The sequence below is a fragment of the Streptomyces sp. NPDC048018 genome, from assembly GCF_043202995.1.
Lineage (GTDB): Bacteria > Actinomycetota > Actinomycetes > Streptomycetales > Streptomycetaceae > Streptomyces.
In genome coordinates this window covers 184,059-199,890 of the sequence record NZ_JBIDBK010000007.1, presented here as the reverse complement: position 1 = coordinate 199,890, position 15,832 = coordinate 184,059, and the positions used below count along the sequence as shown (strand labels likewise).

The 15,832-nt window shown below is 69.1% G+C and carries 14 protein-coding genes; 3 read left to right on the top strand and 11 right to left on the bottom strand.

Going from position 1 to position 15,832, the window contains the following annotated elements; all coding sequences use genetic code 11:
- Window positions 1-105: 105 nt before the first annotated feature.
- Both ACGF1Z_RS26680 and ACGF1Z_RS26675 read left to right on the top strand, forming a co-directional pair.
- Window positions 106-1,695: a hypothetical protein gene (locus ACGF1Z_RS26680; RefSeq protein WP_393008159.1), complete on the top strand. Its 1,590-nt coding sequence runs from the start codon at window positions 106-108 to the stop codon at window positions 1,693-1,695.
- Window positions 1,696-1,766: 71 nt separating this feature from the next.
- Window positions 1,767-2,609 carry an ATP-dependent DNA ligase gene (locus tag ACGF1Z_RS26675; protein ID WP_393008157.1) on the top strand — a complete coding sequence of 281 codons (843 nt, stop codon included), beginning with the start codon at window positions 1,767-1,769 and terminating at the stop codon, window positions 2,607-2,609.
- A 15-nt stretch (window positions 2,610-2,624) separates the two neighbouring features.
- Here the strand turns inward: ACGF1Z_RS26675 and ACGF1Z_RS26670 are convergent, their stop codons facing one another.
- The 5 genes from ACGF1Z_RS26670 to ACGF1Z_RS26650 all read right to left on the bottom strand — a co-directional run bounded on the left by ACGF1Z_RS26670 (window position 2,625) and on the right by ACGF1Z_RS26650 (window position 6,927).
- Window positions 2,625-3,458: an aminoglycoside phosphotransferase gene (locus ACGF1Z_RS26670; RefSeq protein WP_393008155.1), complete on the bottom strand. Its 834-nt coding sequence runs from the start codon at window positions 3,456-3,458 to the stop codon at window positions 2,625-2,627.
- Window positions 3,439-4,191: an aldo/keto reductase gene (locus ACGF1Z_RS26665; RefSeq protein ID WP_393008153.1), complete on the bottom strand. Its 753-nt coding sequence runs from the start codon at window positions 4,189-4,191 to the stop codon at window positions 3,439-3,441. Before ACGF1Z_RS26665 ends, ACGF1Z_RS26670 begins: the two co-directional genes overlap by 20 nt.
- A 14-nt stretch (window positions 4,192-4,205) precedes the next feature.
- Window positions 4,206-5,429 carry a JmjC domain-containing protein gene (locus ACGF1Z_RS26660; protein WP_393008151.1) on the bottom strand — a complete coding sequence of 408 codons (1,224 nt, stop codon included), beginning with the start codon at window positions 5,427-5,429 and terminating at the stop codon, window positions 4,206-4,208.
- A gap of 74 nt (window positions 5,430-5,503) precedes the next feature.
- A complete protein-coding gene (locus tag ACGF1Z_RS26655) occupies window positions 5,504-5,674 on the bottom strand; it encodes a hypothetical protein (protein ID WP_393008149.1) in 171 nt (56 codons plus the stop codon).
- A 365-nt stretch (window positions 5,675-6,039) separates the two neighbouring features.
- Complete coding sequence (locus ACGF1Z_RS26650; protein WP_393008147.1) at window positions 6,040-6,927, bottom strand: DUF5655 domain-containing protein; 888 nt, start codon at window positions 6,925-6,927, stop codon at window positions 6,040-6,042.
- Between the two features lie 536 nt (window positions 6,928-7,463).
- On the opposite strand from ACGF1Z_RS26650, the gene ACGF1Z_RS26645 reads away from it, so the two are divergent.
- Window positions 7,464-7,781 (top strand): hypothetical protein, encoded by a 318-nt coding sequence (locus tag ACGF1Z_RS26645; protein WP_393008145.1) that lies wholly within the window; start codon window positions 7,464-7,466, stop codon window positions 7,779-7,781.
- 46 nt (window positions 7,782-7,827) lie between these two features.
- Here the strand turns inward: ACGF1Z_RS26645 and ACGF1Z_RS26640 are convergent, their stop codons facing one another.
- The 6 genes from ACGF1Z_RS26640 to ACGF1Z_RS26615 all read right to left on the bottom strand — a co-directional run bounded on the left by ACGF1Z_RS26640 (window position 7,828) and on the right by ACGF1Z_RS26615 (window position 15,740).
- Window positions 7,828-9,225, bottom strand: coding sequence for an aspartate aminotransferase family protein (locus ACGF1Z_RS26640; protein WP_393008143.1), 1,398 nt, complete (start codon window positions 9,223-9,225; stop codon window positions 7,828-7,830).
- 249 nt (window positions 9,226-9,474) lie between these two features.
- Window positions 9,475-10,380 (bottom strand): carbon-nitrogen hydrolase family protein, encoded by a 906-nt coding sequence (locus ACGF1Z_RS26635; RefSeq protein WP_393008141.1) that lies wholly within the window; start codon window positions 10,378-10,380, stop codon window positions 9,475-9,477.
- A complete protein-coding gene (locus tag ACGF1Z_RS26630; RefSeq protein WP_393008139.1) occupies window positions 10,377-11,171 on the bottom strand; it encodes an ABC transporter ATP-binding protein in 795 nt (264 codons plus the stop codon). Before ACGF1Z_RS26630 ends, ACGF1Z_RS26635 begins: the two co-directional genes overlap by 4 nt.
- The gene (locus tag ACGF1Z_RS26625; protein ID WP_393008137.1) at window positions 11,168-13,144 is read right to left on the bottom strand and encodes a dipeptide/oligopeptide/nickel ABC transporter permease/ATP-binding protein; all 1,977 of its coding nucleotides are present in this window, start codon (window positions 13,142-13,144) and stop codon (window positions 11,168-11,170) included. The genes ACGF1Z_RS26630 and ACGF1Z_RS26625 overlap by 4 nt, the downstream gene beginning before the upstream one ends.
- The gene (locus tag ACGF1Z_RS26620) at window positions 13,141-14,157 is read right to left on the bottom strand and encodes an ABC transporter permease (RefSeq protein ID WP_393008135.1); all 1,017 of its coding nucleotides are present in this window, start codon (window positions 14,155-14,157) and stop codon (window positions 13,141-13,143) included. The genes ACGF1Z_RS26625 and ACGF1Z_RS26620 overlap by 4 nt, the downstream gene beginning before the upstream one ends.
- Window positions 14,157-15,740, bottom strand: a complete 1,584-nt coding sequence (locus ACGF1Z_RS26615; protein ID WP_393008133.1) for an ABC transporter substrate-binding protein — start codon at window positions 15,738-15,740, stop codon at window positions 14,157-14,159. The genes ACGF1Z_RS26620 and ACGF1Z_RS26615 overlap by 1 nt, the downstream gene beginning before the upstream one ends.
- Window positions 15,741-15,832: the final 92 nt, after the last annotated feature.

The following is a 15,832-nucleotide window of genomic DNA, read 5'->3' as shown; positions in this document are numbered from 1 at the left end:
CAGCCTTTCGATGACAGGACCGGACCGGCTGCGCCCCTAAGTCGGGAGCCGTGCCATCCCCCCGAGAGGCACGGCTCCCACCTTTCGGCCAGGAACGAGGGTCTGGTGGTGCTGCAGCCGCCGGTGGAGCCGATGCTCGCGCAGGCCCGGGAGGCCGTTCCCGCCCCCGGCACTCTTGGCACCCACCTAGCGTTCGAAGCCAAGTTCGACGGTTCTCCAGACGCTTCAATGTGTCTCATCGCCTGTGTCCAGGTACCACTGCCGGGTTCCCTCGGTTTCTGCGACCATCTGCCAATGGTCGACATCAGGGATCATTCGGCGCTGCGCACACTGGTCGGCGAGGTCGTCGCAGGTCTTGGCAGCCTGACGCACAGACAGCTGACCCCGGCCTTCGAGCAACTGGGCATGCCGCCGGTTCCGGAGGACGCCGGTAGCAAGCGCGAGCGGATTGAGTTGAGCTTCAGTCAGGTGCCTGATGCTGAGCTGCCGCAAGTCACGCAACGGATCTTGGAACAGAGTCACCTCTACGTGAGTGCCTCGATCCGCTATCAGATGGAGGACCTACTGTGGGAAGAGGGCGCACCTCCCAAGATACCTAAAAAGGCCCGCCGTGAGCTGGCGCGCGCCCTCGACCTGTCGGAGCTCGTCCAGCACCACGACCCCTTCCTGCGGCTACTTGACCGGTTCTGGATAACCGAGGAGCCGGGCCCGTCCTTCGATGATCTGCTGAATGGGAGGCGGCCGGTGACGCTTAGAGACCGCATCGAGAGGCACGTCTTCCGCAACCCCGGTGACTGGTCAACAGAGGTCCTATTCGAGAACCTCGGCATGTTCGAGGCTGGGGACGCCAGGTTCGCCCGCTTTCTGGAGGGCCTGGTATCAGCGGACGTCCTCCTCGATGAGGAACTCCAAGGAGCAACCGTCAGCACGGTGAACAGCCATCTCCAGGCTGCTGGAGTCGAGTTGAGGGCAACCGGCGATGATGGCGGCTATCCCCTGTTCACCATGGTGTCGACGCGGCTGCATGGAAACCGGCGACCGAAGAACATCATCTTCGCCACTCTCGCTAAGCCGGACATCCGTTTCCGGTCCTCGGTCGACAACGACATCGAGATCGTCGGAGGGAACCCGGACGACTTCCTCGTCTATGACCGGGAGATTCCCATCGAGGGCCTGCGTTGGCGTGATGTACATACCTGGTGGCAGACCACCCGTAAGTTCAGCAGCGAGATCGACGCCAGGAAGGACCTCTACCAGCGACTTCTCAAGAGCCTCCCGAAGAACTCGGATGGCCAGAAGAACCTCTTCATCGCCTACCACGAGATCCTCAAACCCTCGGTCGAGGTGCCGGCTCTCCTGCCTGAAGTGTGGCTGCACTGGGACCACAAGACGGTTCAAGAGCGTGGCCCTGAGGCGTTGCTGCGCTCCCGCATGGATTTCCTCCTGCTACTGCCTCACGGACAGCGCGTCGTCCTGGAGGTCGACGGATCGCAGCACTACACCCGCGACCACGGCCGCACTCCGGACACCACCAGGTACGCGCAGATGGTTGCTGCCGACCGCGACCTCAAGCTTAGGGGGTACGAGGTGTTCCGCTTCGGCCACGACGAACTGAAGGGCCTTGATGCCGCCCGGTACCTTCTGCGGCAGTTCCTCCCAGACATGTTCCGCCGCTTCGGGGTGAGCAACAACTGACGCCTCAGTGTTGGCGCAACATCCCTGCCGGGATCAAGCGACCCAGCTAGGTGCCACAACGGTGTCGTGGATTGTCTCGTGAGACATGCCGAAGTCCGGAGAACGACGGCTATCGGTGTCTCAAGTTCACCCCGACCGAGCCCGTCGGTCCGGTGCTGCTGCAGTCCCGGCGCGGCAGCATGATCCAGGCGCGCTTCCCCGACCTCGTACGTGCCGCCGTACATCTGCCCGCCGGTCTCGTGCTCGACGGCGAACTGGTGGTGTGGCATGAGGGCCGATTCAGCTTCGAGGTACTTCAACGCCGCGCGGCCTCCGGGGGCCGCGCGTCAGAGAAGCTCGCCGTCTCCTTTCCCGCGCACTACGTCGCCTTCGACGTGCTCCAGCTGGACGGCCGGGAGCTGCTGACCGAGCCGTACGAGCGGCGGCGCGCCCTCCTGGAGTCGCTGTTCAGTGACTGTGGCCTGGGGGCGCCGTGGACCTTGTGCCTGATGACCACCGATCATGTCGTCGCTCCGCCGGCGGAGCACCACGGAGGCGATCGTCGGAGCCGTCACCGGCAGCCTCACCCGACCACAGATCCTCGTCCTGGGCCGGTACGACGAAGACGGCACTCTGCGCCCGGTCGGCCGTACCGTGCCGCTCACACCGGAAAGATGCGACAGATGGCCGGTCTGCTGCACCAGGCCGCCACCGATCACCCATGGACGGGAGTGCGCTTCTCCTCGACCTGGGGCTCGCGGGAGGCCCTGGTCGTCGTCCTCGTCCAGCCTGAGCTGGTAGCCGAGGTGGACGCCGATACCGCGATCAACCGCGGCGCCTGGCGCCACCCCCTGCGGCTCATCCGGCCGCCCCTGGGCGTCACGCTCCACGACGTCCCGCGCTTCGGCGAGGGCACCGCTCCCGCTGCCGGGTGACTGTACAGCGACTCGTTAGGCCAAGGCCGCCAGCAGCTTGGGGGCCGTCTCCTCCACCACGGAGGTCAGAGGACCGACCTTTCCTGTCCTGCGGTGCGCCCGCGTCACGTTCGCGCAGAGCATCAGCCGGGAAAGCCGGCCGGCGCGGGTGTCGAGGACGTCGGCGAACTCAGCGAGGACACGGTCCGCCAGGGCCGGCACCGCCAAGGAAGCCGACCACAGGCAGGCCGCATCCCAGCCGACGGGCGCCTTCCCCCAGTCCTCCCAGTCCAGGATCGTGAGCGGGGCGGCGGTGAGGTTCGCGTACCCGACGTCCCCGTGCGCGCAGGCCCACTCCGAGACCGTGGTGTCGACCTGGTCTCCGTAGACCTCGGTAATCCGCTGGGAGAGATGGCTCTGCTGGACGCACACCCGGCTGGTTTCGTACCGGGCCAGGGCGCCGAGTGCCATGCGCAGGTCGCTCCACCACGCGTCGGTGAGGCCGGGGTCGCGGTCGATGGTCCCGGTCGACGAGAGCGCCGGGGCAGCGGCCTGACTCATCTCGTCGACCCGCCACACGATCTCGCGGCCGTGGTCGTACCAGGTCGCGCCCGCGATCCACTCCGGGCGGGGCACGCCGCGGATCGCGACGGACGCCTCCAGCCCGGTCCACGACTGAGCGCTGAACGCGCCGGGCCGAACCCACGCCAGTCGCAGCCAGGTGCCTGCCGCCGTCGGGAACCCAGCCGTGCCGTTGTACCGGGAGTAGTGGGCGCGGCTTCGGTCCACGACGTGGCCGGTGCGCTTCTCCACCTCGGCGAGGACGTCCTCGTGGTCGATCGTGGAGAGGTCATCCATCGTGGGCGGCATGGGCGGCTTCCTTTCCGCGACCACCGGCCTGATCCCTCAGCAGCCGGCGGTAGGCGCGGACCGTATCGCTGCTGGTCTCGACGCTGGTGGCGGCGGCGAGCTCGGAGAGGTGGTCCGGGCGGGAGGTGCCCACGGCGATCCTGCTGACGGCGGGGACGGCGAACGCTACGGCGAGCCTGGCCTGCGCGCTCGATACCGGTTCCTGCCCTGGTTCGAGGAAGACGCCGGTGTCGAGGCCGGACCAGACGGGGTCTGAGGGGTTGCCCGCAAAGGGTGCCATACCCCAGACCTCTCCGGCAGCCATGCGGAGGCCGAGCTGCTCAGCGGCGTCGAGGACCGGGCCCGGCACCGCGAGGCCAGCCCGCACCATCAGCACATCGGGCCGGACCTCGGCGAGGGCTGCGACGCGGAGCAGGGGCGCCGGGTTCCACGTGGCGACTCCCCAGGCCCGGCACAGCCCGTCGGCCTGGCAGGCGGCGAGTGCCTCGCATGCGGCAGGCAAGCCATCGGGGTCGTGCTCCGGGTTGTGGACGAACACCGTGTCCGGGACCCGTCCCAGCACCTCCCCGGCTTCTGCGACCGCCGCCCGCAGCCGGGCCGGCGCGAGGTCGTGACCATTGGGGAAGTACCCCACCTTGGTGGAGACCTCGAACCGGTCGAGCAGGTCGCCCGCGGCCTTCACTAGTGCCCGATGCCCCTCGTACCGGCCGTAGTTGTAGGCCGTGTCGACCACGGTGACGCCGACTTCTAGGGCGCGTTCGAGGACAGGGCGGGTGGGACCAGCCCGGTATAGCCCGAGCGCAATTCGTCGGTCAGCTCCGCGCACAGCCCCTCCCGGAGCAGGATGTCGGCAAGTTCTCCGGCTTCGATGCCGGTCTCGATGGCCGCCCGGTCGACGTCCACCGGCGCGCCGGAGAGGAACAGGCGCAGCGCGGGCAGGGCTTTGCCGTGGAAGGTGAGGCGCTTGCCCGCTGCTGTGACGGTCACGTGGTCGCCGTCAGGCTCGAGGATCGGTGGGAACTCCGTCACGCACACCACGGCGGCCGGCGGCCCGAACAGACCGGCGGTCTGCACGTGCCGGGCGGCTGGGCGTTCCTGTTCGCGGGCGGCGAGGAAGGCGGCGGGCCCGAATCGGTCGGCCAGGCGGGCGGTTGCGGAGGTGAGCGCGGCGGTCTGCTCGGCCTGCGCTTCGGCGGTACCCCAGCGGTCCAGGTCGGTGCGGAAGACCTCTTCGCGGCGGCACTGGTCCGTCAGCCAGGTCAGCCAGTTCACCCCGGTGCGCTTCACGAAGCCGAACGTCACGTGCAGGCTGTATCCGTCTGCGCGGTCCGTGCGGGTCGCCTGGTGCCAGTGGCCCCGGGGGATGTGCATGACGTCCCCCGCCCGAAGGGTGCCCTTCCAGAGCGCCTCCTCGGGTGGCGTGTTGTTGGGTTCGGCGTCCCGGTACATCGGTACCGGCCGCGATGTTCCTCGCACCTCCCAGGACTTTTCGCCGGCCACCTGGACGATCACGACGTCGTGGTCGTCCCAGTGCAGCGCGAAGCCGGCAGCGTCCTGGGTCGTCAGATACGCGTTCACCTGGACGAGCTCGTGGGACCACCACTGCAGCGCCCGGCACGCCGTCTCCAGGGTGGGGTCGAAGAAGTCGAGTTCGTCGAGAACCAGGGTGCAGCCCTCGCCCATCAGGGCGCCGAGGCGGGTCATGTTCGCGAAGCGGATGCCCTGCCCGCGCCGGGTGACGGTGTCGGTGAAGTACTCGCCGGGGTGAAGCTCGCGCTCGTTCTGGAACACGCGGAACTGGGGGTTCGACAGGGCACGGCGCATGACCATGTCCAGGAGCCGGGCCGGAGTCAACAGCCGTGGCAGGAGATCGGGGTCGGATATCCGGCCCCGGACGAAGGCGGAGCCCATCGGGGCGGGGCCATCCCAGCCGAGTGCGGACTCGATGGCCTTAACGAGCTGGTGCTGCACATGTCCTCCGGGTCGTACGACGGGCCGGGCCCGCCGCTCGGTGCGACGGGCCAGGTTCGGGAAGCGGCGGCGGCCTACGCCTCGGGGTGATTCAGGCCGTCGCGGTTCTCTCCGTCGTCGCCGGCGGACGTACCGGTCGGGTCGGACTCCTGGGTGTCGAACCGGTCCTGCACCCTGGCCAGGTGCTCGACCGCGATCAGAAGTCCGGGGTTGGCGTTGCTCGTGGGCTGTTCCTGCCTTGCCATGATCGTCCTCGCTCACTTCCGACGAAGGGGCTGATGACGTGCAGTGGTGCCTGGAGACAATGTCGCCCCGAACAGGTGTACGCAAAGGTGCGAACTCGCCTCGTTGCAGCGGCCCGAGCCGCGCCCGCCCACAAGCGTCCCGGGTCCAAGCAGCCACCCCGAGCGCCGGCCTGTTGACCTTCCGGACCGGATGCGCGGCGAAAGATAGCCGTAAGTCGCCGGTTAGCCTAACCGGGGATTCTCCGGATGATGGTTACTCCACCGCCATCTCCTGCCCACTCGTCGAAAGGCAACCTCACGACAAGAACCCTCAGCGAAGCCCACGCAGCTTGAAAGGCCGTTGTGCGCGGACGTGGTTTAGTCGCTCACGCCGCCGCGTAGCTCGCGCGGAACAGGTCCTGAGCACGCTCCAGGTCCCGCTCGGTGCGCAGCCGCACCTCCAAGTCGCCTGTTCCGTGATGCCCCAGGCCCCCCACGTTCCTGGTGAAATCGGGGACAAGCTCAACCTCGGCAGGATTTAGCGAGAGGTATACGTGGACCTTCGTCCTCTGCGGCGGGCAGATGCTCGCGAAGTTCTGCAGCCGCCGATAGGCGCTGTAGTGCTTGCGCTGCACCTTGGTGATTCCGTCACCCAGGCCAAGGAGGATTTCGTCCGCGGCTGCCGCCAGCTCTGCGATTCGCTCGCGCCCTGCACATACCGGCTGGGGCGTCCCTGCGGGCTGCTTCCGCCTGCCCTGCGCGGTCCATCCTGCGGCCGTCGCGACGGTCTCAAGGCCGATGAGGTCCCTGCCGAAGAAGCGGTAGCGGACCAGGTCGATGCTGCGCCGGTGCTCGCGCACGGCGTGAAGGTCGTAGCGGGTGTAGCCGCCGGCGACGCAGATCAGCCGGGGCCCGGTCCAGAACACCTGGGCCGCAGCAGTCGCCCCGAGCTGATCACGGACCAGGTGCTCGAACTCGGCCCTGTGGTCGACGAGCCAGCTCAGGTAGAACAGCCCCTGGTTGATCACTCCCGAATCCGTGCCGCGCTTGTACTCGACCACGACGGGAGCCCCGTTCGCATCGAGCCCCAGCGAGTCGATTCGGCCGGCATGGACCGGCCCTGTGCCGTATTCGGACGCCAGCAACCGGACCCCCAGCAGTGCCTCCATGTTCGCCTCGACAAGGCGCTGCACGTCCGCTTCGACCTCAGCGAGCCGGGGCACGAGCTCGTTCACGTCCCCGTGTGCCGTCTGGAACAACCGCAGTTCCGACACCCCCTTCTTCGTGGACGCATCCAACGTTCAGCGCCGCAGGGGTATTTCCTGACCGGACGGCAACTACGGAGCGTGTTCAATCGCCGATGGCGGCGGGCAAGGGGCGAGAGGCGGCGCTACATGCACTACGGGCAGCAGAAAGCCGCCCTTCCAACCGGGATGTCATGCCGGTTGGAAGGACGGCTTTCTGCTGCTGACAGCGCGTCAGCTCGTGCGTCAAACGTGCGTCAAACGTGCGTCACGTGCGTCAGATATGCGTCAAGATATCGCCCGTAACGCACGTAACGCACATAACGCACACTCGGCTAAGCCGCAGGTCAGCGGCCCTTTTCGGCGGGCTCAAGGATGGCGACGCACTCGACGTGGTGGGTCACAAGAAACAGGTCCACACAAAACATGTCGAAGAAAACCGCAGGTCAGCGACGTGCGGGCCGCGAAACGGACACAAGATCAATGTGCATGACGGGCGCTACGTGCGACCTCTGACGCACGCCCGAAGGGCAGCTGGGGCACCACGCAGCCGAGAATCGCGCAGTTTGGCGTTCCCGAATGCCCTTTGCGTCACGGCTGGCAACGACACCGACTACCCGCCCGGCGACGGCTCCAGTAGGGGTGGCTCCGTCCTTCTGACCGCTGGCATCCTGCGAGCGATCCGTGAGTGGTTCGACACGCGTGGCGTTTGCGCGCAGCGGCAGATCGAGCGCTACAACCGGGACGAGCTGATCGCCGACTTCGACGAGGCAAACGGCCCCACCGCCGCGGGGCGGCTGCCGCCGAGCAGGCCGGGCTGCCCGGTGGTGCTCCATCCGAGGCCGGCGCGACCGCCCGAGCGGCGCGCTTGCTGTCCGATCTGAAGTCCACCGGGCTGCACGCGGTCATCGATGCCGGTGGCTCGGATGGTCAGTGGGCGTGGAGGAAATGGCGGTCCGCGTCAGTCAGAGCCTGCCCGAGCAGATCGACGATGTGGTCGAGTTCGTCGCGGGTGGCGATCAGGGGTGGTGCGATCTGCACGACCGGGTCGCCGCGGTCGTCCGCGCGGGCCAGGAGTCCGAGGGCACGCATGCGGGCGGGAAGGAACTGCTTGACGAGTTCGTTCTGGCGGTCGGTGGTGAAGCGTCGGCCGTCCGCTCCGGCGACGAGCTCGAGCGCCCAGAAGAAGCCGTCGCCGCGTACGTCGCCCACGATGCTCAGTTCGGTCAGTTCGGCGAGCCGCTTGTGGAGGTGACCCGTCAGGCCGCGGACGTTGTCCAGGACGCCGTCTCGTTCGAAGATGTCGAGGTTGGTCAGGGCGGTGGCGGTGGCGACCGGATGCCCGGCGAAGGTGAGCCCGTGCAGGAGGGTCACGCCGTCGTTGAAGAAGGGCGCGGAGACCTTGTCGGACACCAGGACGGCGCCGAGCGTGGCGTAGGAGGAGGTGAGGCCCTTGGCTGTGGTGATCATGTCTGGGACCGCACCGTACTTGGTCACGGCGAAGTATTCGCCGATGCGCCCGAAACCGGTGATGACCTCGTCCGCGACCAGGAGGAAGCCGTACTTGTCCGCCATCGCCCGTAGCCCCGCCCAGTAGCCCGCCGGAGGCGTGAGGCAGCCTCCGGAGTTCTGCACGGGTTCGGCGATGAGCATGGCCACGTTCTCCGGGCCGGCCTCCAGCACCGCCGCTTCGGTTTCGGCCAGCAGCCGCCGGGTGAAGGCGTCCTCGTCGGTGTCGGTCGTGCGGTAGCGGTTGGTGTTGGGTGCGTGGGCGACCTCGAAGGCCGGCTCGCCGAAGGGTTCCTTGAGCGCCGGGATTCCCGTGAGTGCGAGGGCGCCCATGGTCAGGCCGTGGTAGGCGGTGCGGCGGGCGATGGCTTTGGTGCGCTGGGGCTGGCCCTGGGCGACGTGGTACATGCGGGCGAGCTTCCACGCGGACTCCACGGACTCCGAGCCGCCGGAGGTGAAGAACACGCGGTTGATGCCGTCGGGTGCCAGAGCGGCAAGTCGCTCGGCCAGCTCGATGGCGGCGGGGTGCGCGGTGTTCCACAGGGTGCTGAACGGCAGGCGGTTGAGTTGCTGTTCGGCCGTCTTGGCGAACTCGGGGCCGTAGGAGTAGCCGAGCTGTGCGCAGAACAGGGCGGACAGGCCGTCGATATAGCGGGTTCCGGTCGCGTCGTAGACGTAGACGCCGTCGGCCCGGTCGGGCAGGAACATTCCCTGACCGTTGCGCAGGTTTGCGTGTTGGCCGAAGTGCAGGAGCAGGTGCTTGCCGGCTGCTTCGCGCAGCCGGTCGGCGTCGTGTGTGGTGGCGGGGTGGTCGGGCACGGTGTTCTCCGGGGAGGTCGGCGGGCACATGGGGGGGCAGACGGCAGGCCCGGCGGCAGGCCCGGCGGAGCGAGTGGGCGGCCCCGGGCGCGCAAGAGGCGGCCGCGTTTCGTGAGTAGTTGCCGGCCGCTGGAGCGGTGTCTGAACGGCGGCTCCGAGAGGGCTCGGCGGCGGAGACCCGGCGCCCGCTACGGAGAGGGGCCTGCAGGCGCGGGGCTGCCGGTCGCGACCGAGGGACCGCTGGGTGTCTCAGGCTCCTGTCGATCCAGCCCGGGCGGGATGCAGCGGGCCGAGACCGGTCATGATCGGGCCCTTGTCGTAGCCCTCGCTGGCGGGCGGGAAGGGGGGCGGGGCGTCGCGCAGTTGCTTCCACAGGGGGTTGAGGCCGAGGGTGCCGTGTTCACGGGTGGTGGTCACGAGGTCGAGGTCAAGGTGGAAGGTGAGGAACTCCTCGCCTGCGCCGCCCTGGGCCAGCACGCGGCCTTCGGGGTCGGTGGCGATGCTGCGGCCGGTGCCGAAGAGGCCGCCGATGTTCGGGTTGAGGACGTACACCTGATTGGTGATGGCGTTGGCGCGAGCGAGAATGAGTTCCTGCTCGCGGTCGGATGTGCGGGTGTAGGTGGGCTGGATGATGACCTCGGCGCCCATCCAGGCGAGCGTGCGGGAGATCTCCGGCACCCAGCCGTCGTAGCAGATCGCCAGGCCGAAGCGGCCTACCTGGGGTATGTCGAAGGTGACGTAGGTGTCGCCGGGCACGGAGGTCTCGTACGGCATCCAGGGGAAGATCTTGCGGTACGAGGCCACCACTTCGCCCTGCGGGGAAATGGCGACGGCCGTGTTGTGGACGCCCTTGGCCGACCGCTCCGGGATGCTGCCGGGGACGATCCACAGTCCGGTGTCGGCCGCGAGCCGGCACACCGCGTCTGTGGTGGGGCCCGGGATCGGTTCGGCGAGGCGGTCGAGGTAGCCGGCCGGGTGGCGGGCGTCGAAGCTGCCGAAGGCGCTCAGGTACAGCTCGGGGAAGACCACCAGGTCGATGGACTGGGAGAGGGCCTTGAGGGAGCGCACCTCGCGGCTGAACTTCGCGAAGGTCGCCTGGGGGTCGCCGGTTACGGGTGCGACCTGGGCGAGGGCGACGCCGAGGATTCGGCTCACTGGACGGCTCCTTGTGCGGTGGCGGCTGCGGGTGTGCTCGGCGGGGTGTCGTCCGGTGGGTGGATTCCGGGGACGGCGTCGAGCAGCCTGCGGGTGTAGGGGTGCTGGGGGGAGTCCAGGACCTGGGCGGTGGGCCCGGTCTCGACGAGTTCGCCGTGCAGCATGACGCTGACCCGGTCCGCGATGTGCCGGACCACGCCCAGGTCGTGGGTGATGAGGAGGAAGGCCAGGTCGCTGTGCTCGCGCAGGTCGAGCAGCAGGTTGAGGATCTGGGCCTGGACGGAGACGTCGAGGGCCGAGGTGGGTTCGTCAAGGACCAGCAGTGAGGGCCCGACGGCGAGGGCGCGGGCGATGGCGACGCGCTGACACTGGCCGCCGGAGAGCTGGTGGGGGTAGCGGGTGAGGACGGTCGCGGGCAGGCCGACGCGCTCGAGTTCCGCGGTGGCGTCGGTGACGGGCCGGCCGGCCTCGCGCAGTGGCTCGGCGATGAGTTGCCGGACGGTCATCCGGGGGTTGAGAGCGGCGTAGGGGTTCTGGAAGACGATCTGTACCTGGTGGCGCAGCCGCCGCAGCTCCTTGCGGCGCAGCCCGGTGAGCGGGCTGCCCGCGATGTGCACGGTGCCGGAGGTGGGCTGGATCAGGCCGAGCACGCAGCGCGCGAGGGTGGTCTTGCCCGAGCCCGACTCGCCTACCAGCGCGTGTACTTCGCCTGCGGTGATGGCGAGGTCGACGCCGGCGACGGCGGTGTGCGAGCCGAAGGTCTTGACGAGCTGTTGTACGTCGAGGATCACGCGGGAACTCCCTTCGGCTGGGTGAGGTGGCAGGCGCTGGCCCGCGCTCCGGCGGCGTTGAGAGGCGGCGGGGTGGCGCATGCCTCGGTGGTGTGGGCACAGCGGTCGGCGAAGGGGCAGCCGGTGAGCAGGTCGGGGCGGTCCGGCACGCTGCCGGGGATGGCGGGCAGTGCTCTGCCGGGGGCGGCCCGGTCGGGGAGGGCGGCGAGCAGGGCGCGGGTGTAGGGGTGGTCCGGGGTGTCCAGTACGTCGGTCACCGGGCCTGATTCGACGACCTGGCCGGCGTAGAGCACGTACATCCGGGTGCACAGTTCGCGGACCTCGCCCAGGTTGTGGGTGATGTACAGGACTCCGAAGCCGTGCTCGGCCTGCAGGCGGCGCAGCAGGGAGCGGATCTCCTTGGCGACGGTGACGTCCAGGGCGGTGGTCGGTTCGTCGGCGATGAGCAGATCGGGCCGGCACAGCAGAGCGGCGGCGATCATGACGCGCTGCAGCATGCCGCCGGAGAGCTGGTGGGGGTAGGAGCGCGTGACGCGCTCGGCGTCCAGGCCCACTTCCGTCAGTGCGGTGCTCACCTGCTCTGCGACTTCGGTCCGGGTGCCGCCCTGGTGGAGGCGTACCAGGCGGGCGAGTTGGTGGCCGAGCGGTGTGACGGGGTCGAAGGAGGCGGCGGGGTTCTGGAAGACCATGGCCACCTTCCGGCCGCGGATCGTGTGGAAGCCGGTGGCCCGCAGGTCCTGGCCTTGGAGTCGGATGGCGCCGGTGGTTTCGGCTCCGGCGGGGAGCATGCCGAGGACACTGAGGGCGGTCAGGGACTTGCCGCAGCCGCTCTCGCCGACCACCCCCACGACCTCGCCCGCGCGCACGTGGAGGGAGACGTCGCGTACGAGGGCGGCGTCGCCGATGGTGACGCGCAGCCGGGAGATCTCCAGCAGGGGTGCCGCCTGGCCGTCTGCGCGCTGCGTGCCCGGGCCGGGCTCGGTGTCGTCCTCAGTGGCGGGCAGGGGGCTCGCCGCGTCGGTGGCCTTCCCCTCCGGCCGGCGCCGCAACAGAGCGGCGGCCTGCCCGGCCAGTGTGCGCAGGCCGCGTCGTGCGGCGGCGGAGCGGGCTTCGGTGCGCGGGTCGAACACGTCACGCAGAGCGTCGCCGAAGAGGTTGAAGGCCAGCACGGTGAGGAGGATCGCCAGGCCCGGGAAGAGCGCCGCCCACCAGTGGGTCTGGAGGTCGCCGCGTGCCTCGGCCACCATCAGGCCCCAGTCCGCCTGCGGCGGGCGGGTGCCCAGGCCGAGGAAGGCCAGTGATCCGGCGGCCAGGATCACCGTGCCGATGTCGACGGTGGCCTGCACCAGGATCGGTGAGACGGCGTTGCGCAGGATGTGCCGGACCATGACGACTCGGTCCTTGAGTCCCAGGGCGCGTGCTCCCTCGACGAAGGGCCGCTCGCGCATGGATGCGGTGAGGCCCTGGACCAGCCGGGTGTACCAGGGCCACCAGGCGATGGCCAGCGCGAGGGCGGCGTGCTCGAGGCCGGGGCCGAGGGTGGCCACGATGGCCATGGCGAGCAGCAGGGGCGGGAAGGCCAGGAACATGTCGCACAGCCGCATGATCGCCTCGCCTACGCGCCCGCCGCGGAAGCCTGCGATCAGCCCCAACGGGACGCCCACCAGCACGGCGAGCCCGACCACGAGGAGCGGTACGGTCAGCGCCGGCCGGGCACCGTAGATGATGCGGCTGAGCACGTCGCGGCCGAGGTTGTCGGTGCCGAGCAGGTGGTCGGCACCGGGTGGCAGGTGGCGGGCGGCGACCTCGGCGGCTCCGGCGCCCTGATCAGGGTGCGGGGCGAGCCAGGGGGTGAGCAGGGCGGCGGCGACCAGGGCCACGAGCAGCACCAGGCCGATGACGGCGAGCGGGTCGCGGAGCAGGGCGGTGAAGCGGGCGCTGCGCGGGGGGATGGTCTGCGGGCTGTGGCTCATGCCGGCCTCACTCGCGGGTCGAGGCGCGCGTGGACGAGATCCACCGCGAGGTTGACGAGGACGTAGGCGATGGCGCCGATGAGGGTGACGCCCATGACCGCCGGGTAGTCCAGGCTCAGCAGGCCGGAGGCGGCGTACTGGCCGAGGCCCGGCCAGTCGAAGACCACTTCGACGAAGAACGCGCCGGTCAGGGCGTAGGCGGCGGTCAGACCGAGCACCGTGACGGTGGGCGGGAGGGCGTTGCGCAGGGCGACGCGCCAGACGAGGGTGCGTGCGGGGACGCCGTAGGCGCGGCCGACGCGGATGTGGTCCTGCTGGAGCGCCTCCAGCATGCTGGTGCGGGTCATGCGGGCCACGACGCCGAGCGGGTAGGCGGCCAGTGTGAGGGCCGGCAGGATCAGGTGCGCCGCGGCGCTGGCCAGCGCCGCGCCGTTGCCGGTGAGGAGTGCGTCCACCGTGTTCAGGCCGGTGATCGAGTGGATCGGAGCGGTGAACTCCAGGTCGCTGTCGATGCGTCCGGTGGGCGGCAACAGTCCCAGGCGGCCGAAGACCAGTAGCTGGAGCAGCAGTCCGAGCCAGAAGGCGGGCACCGAGACGCCCGCGATGGACAGCAGCCGCACCGCCTGGTCGATCAGCCTGCCGGGCCGCACGGCGGCTATGCAGCCGAGCGTGACGCCCAGCACCAGCGCCACCGCCATGGCGGCGCCGACGAGTTCGAGGGTGGCGGGCAGCCGGTCGCCGAGCTCGCCGAGGACCGGTTGCTTGGTGGCGATGGAGGTGCCCCAGTCTCCGGTCAGCACATTGCGCAGGTACGACAGGTACTGCACGGGCAGCGGCTGGTCGAGGCCGAGGGCGTGTGTCACCCGTTCGACCTCCTCGGGCGTCGCCTTGGCGCCGACGTAGGTGAGGGCGGGGTTGGAGGGGATCACCCGCGCGAGGAGGAAGGTGATCGCGCTGACCCCGAGCAGGACGAGCAGGGAGCCGCGCAGCCGGCGCAGCAGGAAGCGGGGCATCAGCTGGCTCCGTGGCGCAGCTGGTGGAAGGGGATGGAGAAGGAGTAGTTCGGGTTGCAGGCGAAGCCCTTGACCTGGCTGTTCATCACGACGGGGGTGCGCATGTCGTAGAGGAACGCGCCGGGGGCCTGCTCAAGGAGTCGGCGCTGCGCCTTGCCGTACAGCTCGGCGGCCTTGTCCTGGTCGGTGGCGGTGTGGGTGCCGGCCTCGTCGACGAGCTTGTCGTACGTGGCGTCCTTCCAGTAGCTGAGGTTGAAGAACGGCTTGTCGCTGCTGCGGAAGAGCGAGACCAGGTTGTCCGAGCCGGCGTCGGAATAGGTCGGCCAGTACATCAGCAGGAATATGTCCTGCGCCGTGGCCGGGTCCGCCTTGGCCTTCTCCCACTGCTGGTTGAACAGGATCGGCTGCAGCTCGACCGTCACGCCGACCTTGGCGAAGGAGTCCTTGATCAGCGGGGCGTACTTGGCCTGCTGCGCGTTCTCCGCCGCGTAGCTGAGGCTCAGCTTCAGGCCCTTGCCGCCCTCGTATCCGGCCTCGGTGAGCAGCCGGCGGGCGGCCTCCAGGTCGTACGGGGTCTGCGGCAGGTGCGCGTCGTAAGGGAAGGCGCCGGCCGGTACGGGGCCGCGAGCGCGGGCGCCGAAGCCTTCGGTGCCCACCTTGACGATGTCGTCGTACGGGATGGCCTGCGCCAGCGCCTGGCGTACCTTCACGTTCTTCAGCGGGCCCTTGGTGGTGTTGAAGAAGGCCGTGTGGCTCGTGAAGGTGGGACACTCGGTGACGGTGTAGCCCTTGTCCTTCTTGAACTGGGCGACGTTCTCCAGTGGCAGCGAGCCGGCGTAGTCGACCTGGCCGGACTCGAGCATCTGCTGTTGCGCGGTCGGCTCGGCGGTGATCCTGGCGACGACCGTGCGGTAGCGCTCGCCCTTCCAGCCGCCCCAGTACTTGTCGTACGCCTTGAGGACGACCCTCTTCTTGGCCTGGTACTCCGAGACCCGGTAGGGGCCGGTGCCTGCGTCGACGCCCTTGGCGAAGTAGTCCTCGCCCTTGGCCAGGGCCTTGGGGCTGACGATCCACGCCCCGTACATGGACGAGGCGATCATGTCGACCGGGGCGGGGCTCTTCAGCTTGAGCACGACCGTGTGCTCGTCCGGTGTCTCGATGGTGTCCAGCGCCGACCAGATGAAGGCTGCGCCGCCGTCCTTGGCGGAGGCTTCCAGGGACGCCTTGACCGCCGCGGCGTTCATGGGCTCGCCGTCGTGGAAGGTGACCCCCTTGCGCAGGTGGAAGGTCCATGTCTTGGCGTCGGCGGAGGACTCCCAGCGCTCGGCGAGGGCGGGGCGGAAGCGTTCCTTCGAGCCGGGAGGGTTCATCCACAGCAGCGGCTCGTAGACGTTGCTGAGGTAGTAGACCTCGGTGGAGAAGGACTTCACCGGATTCCAGGTCGTCACCTCGGCGGTGGTCGCCACGTTGAGGATCTGCCCGGTGCCGTTGTCGGCACCACTGTCGGTACCGGTACAGGCAGACACGAGCAGACCGCAGGCCACCAGAGCGGCGGCGGCAGGGGTTCTTCGGGGCGTGGCCATGAGTTCGCTCCTCGGGGAAGGCGCATTCGCCGGCTGTTCAGAGTGAGACAACAATGGGCCCGGTGAGCTATAACCCTCAAATACTTGATTGG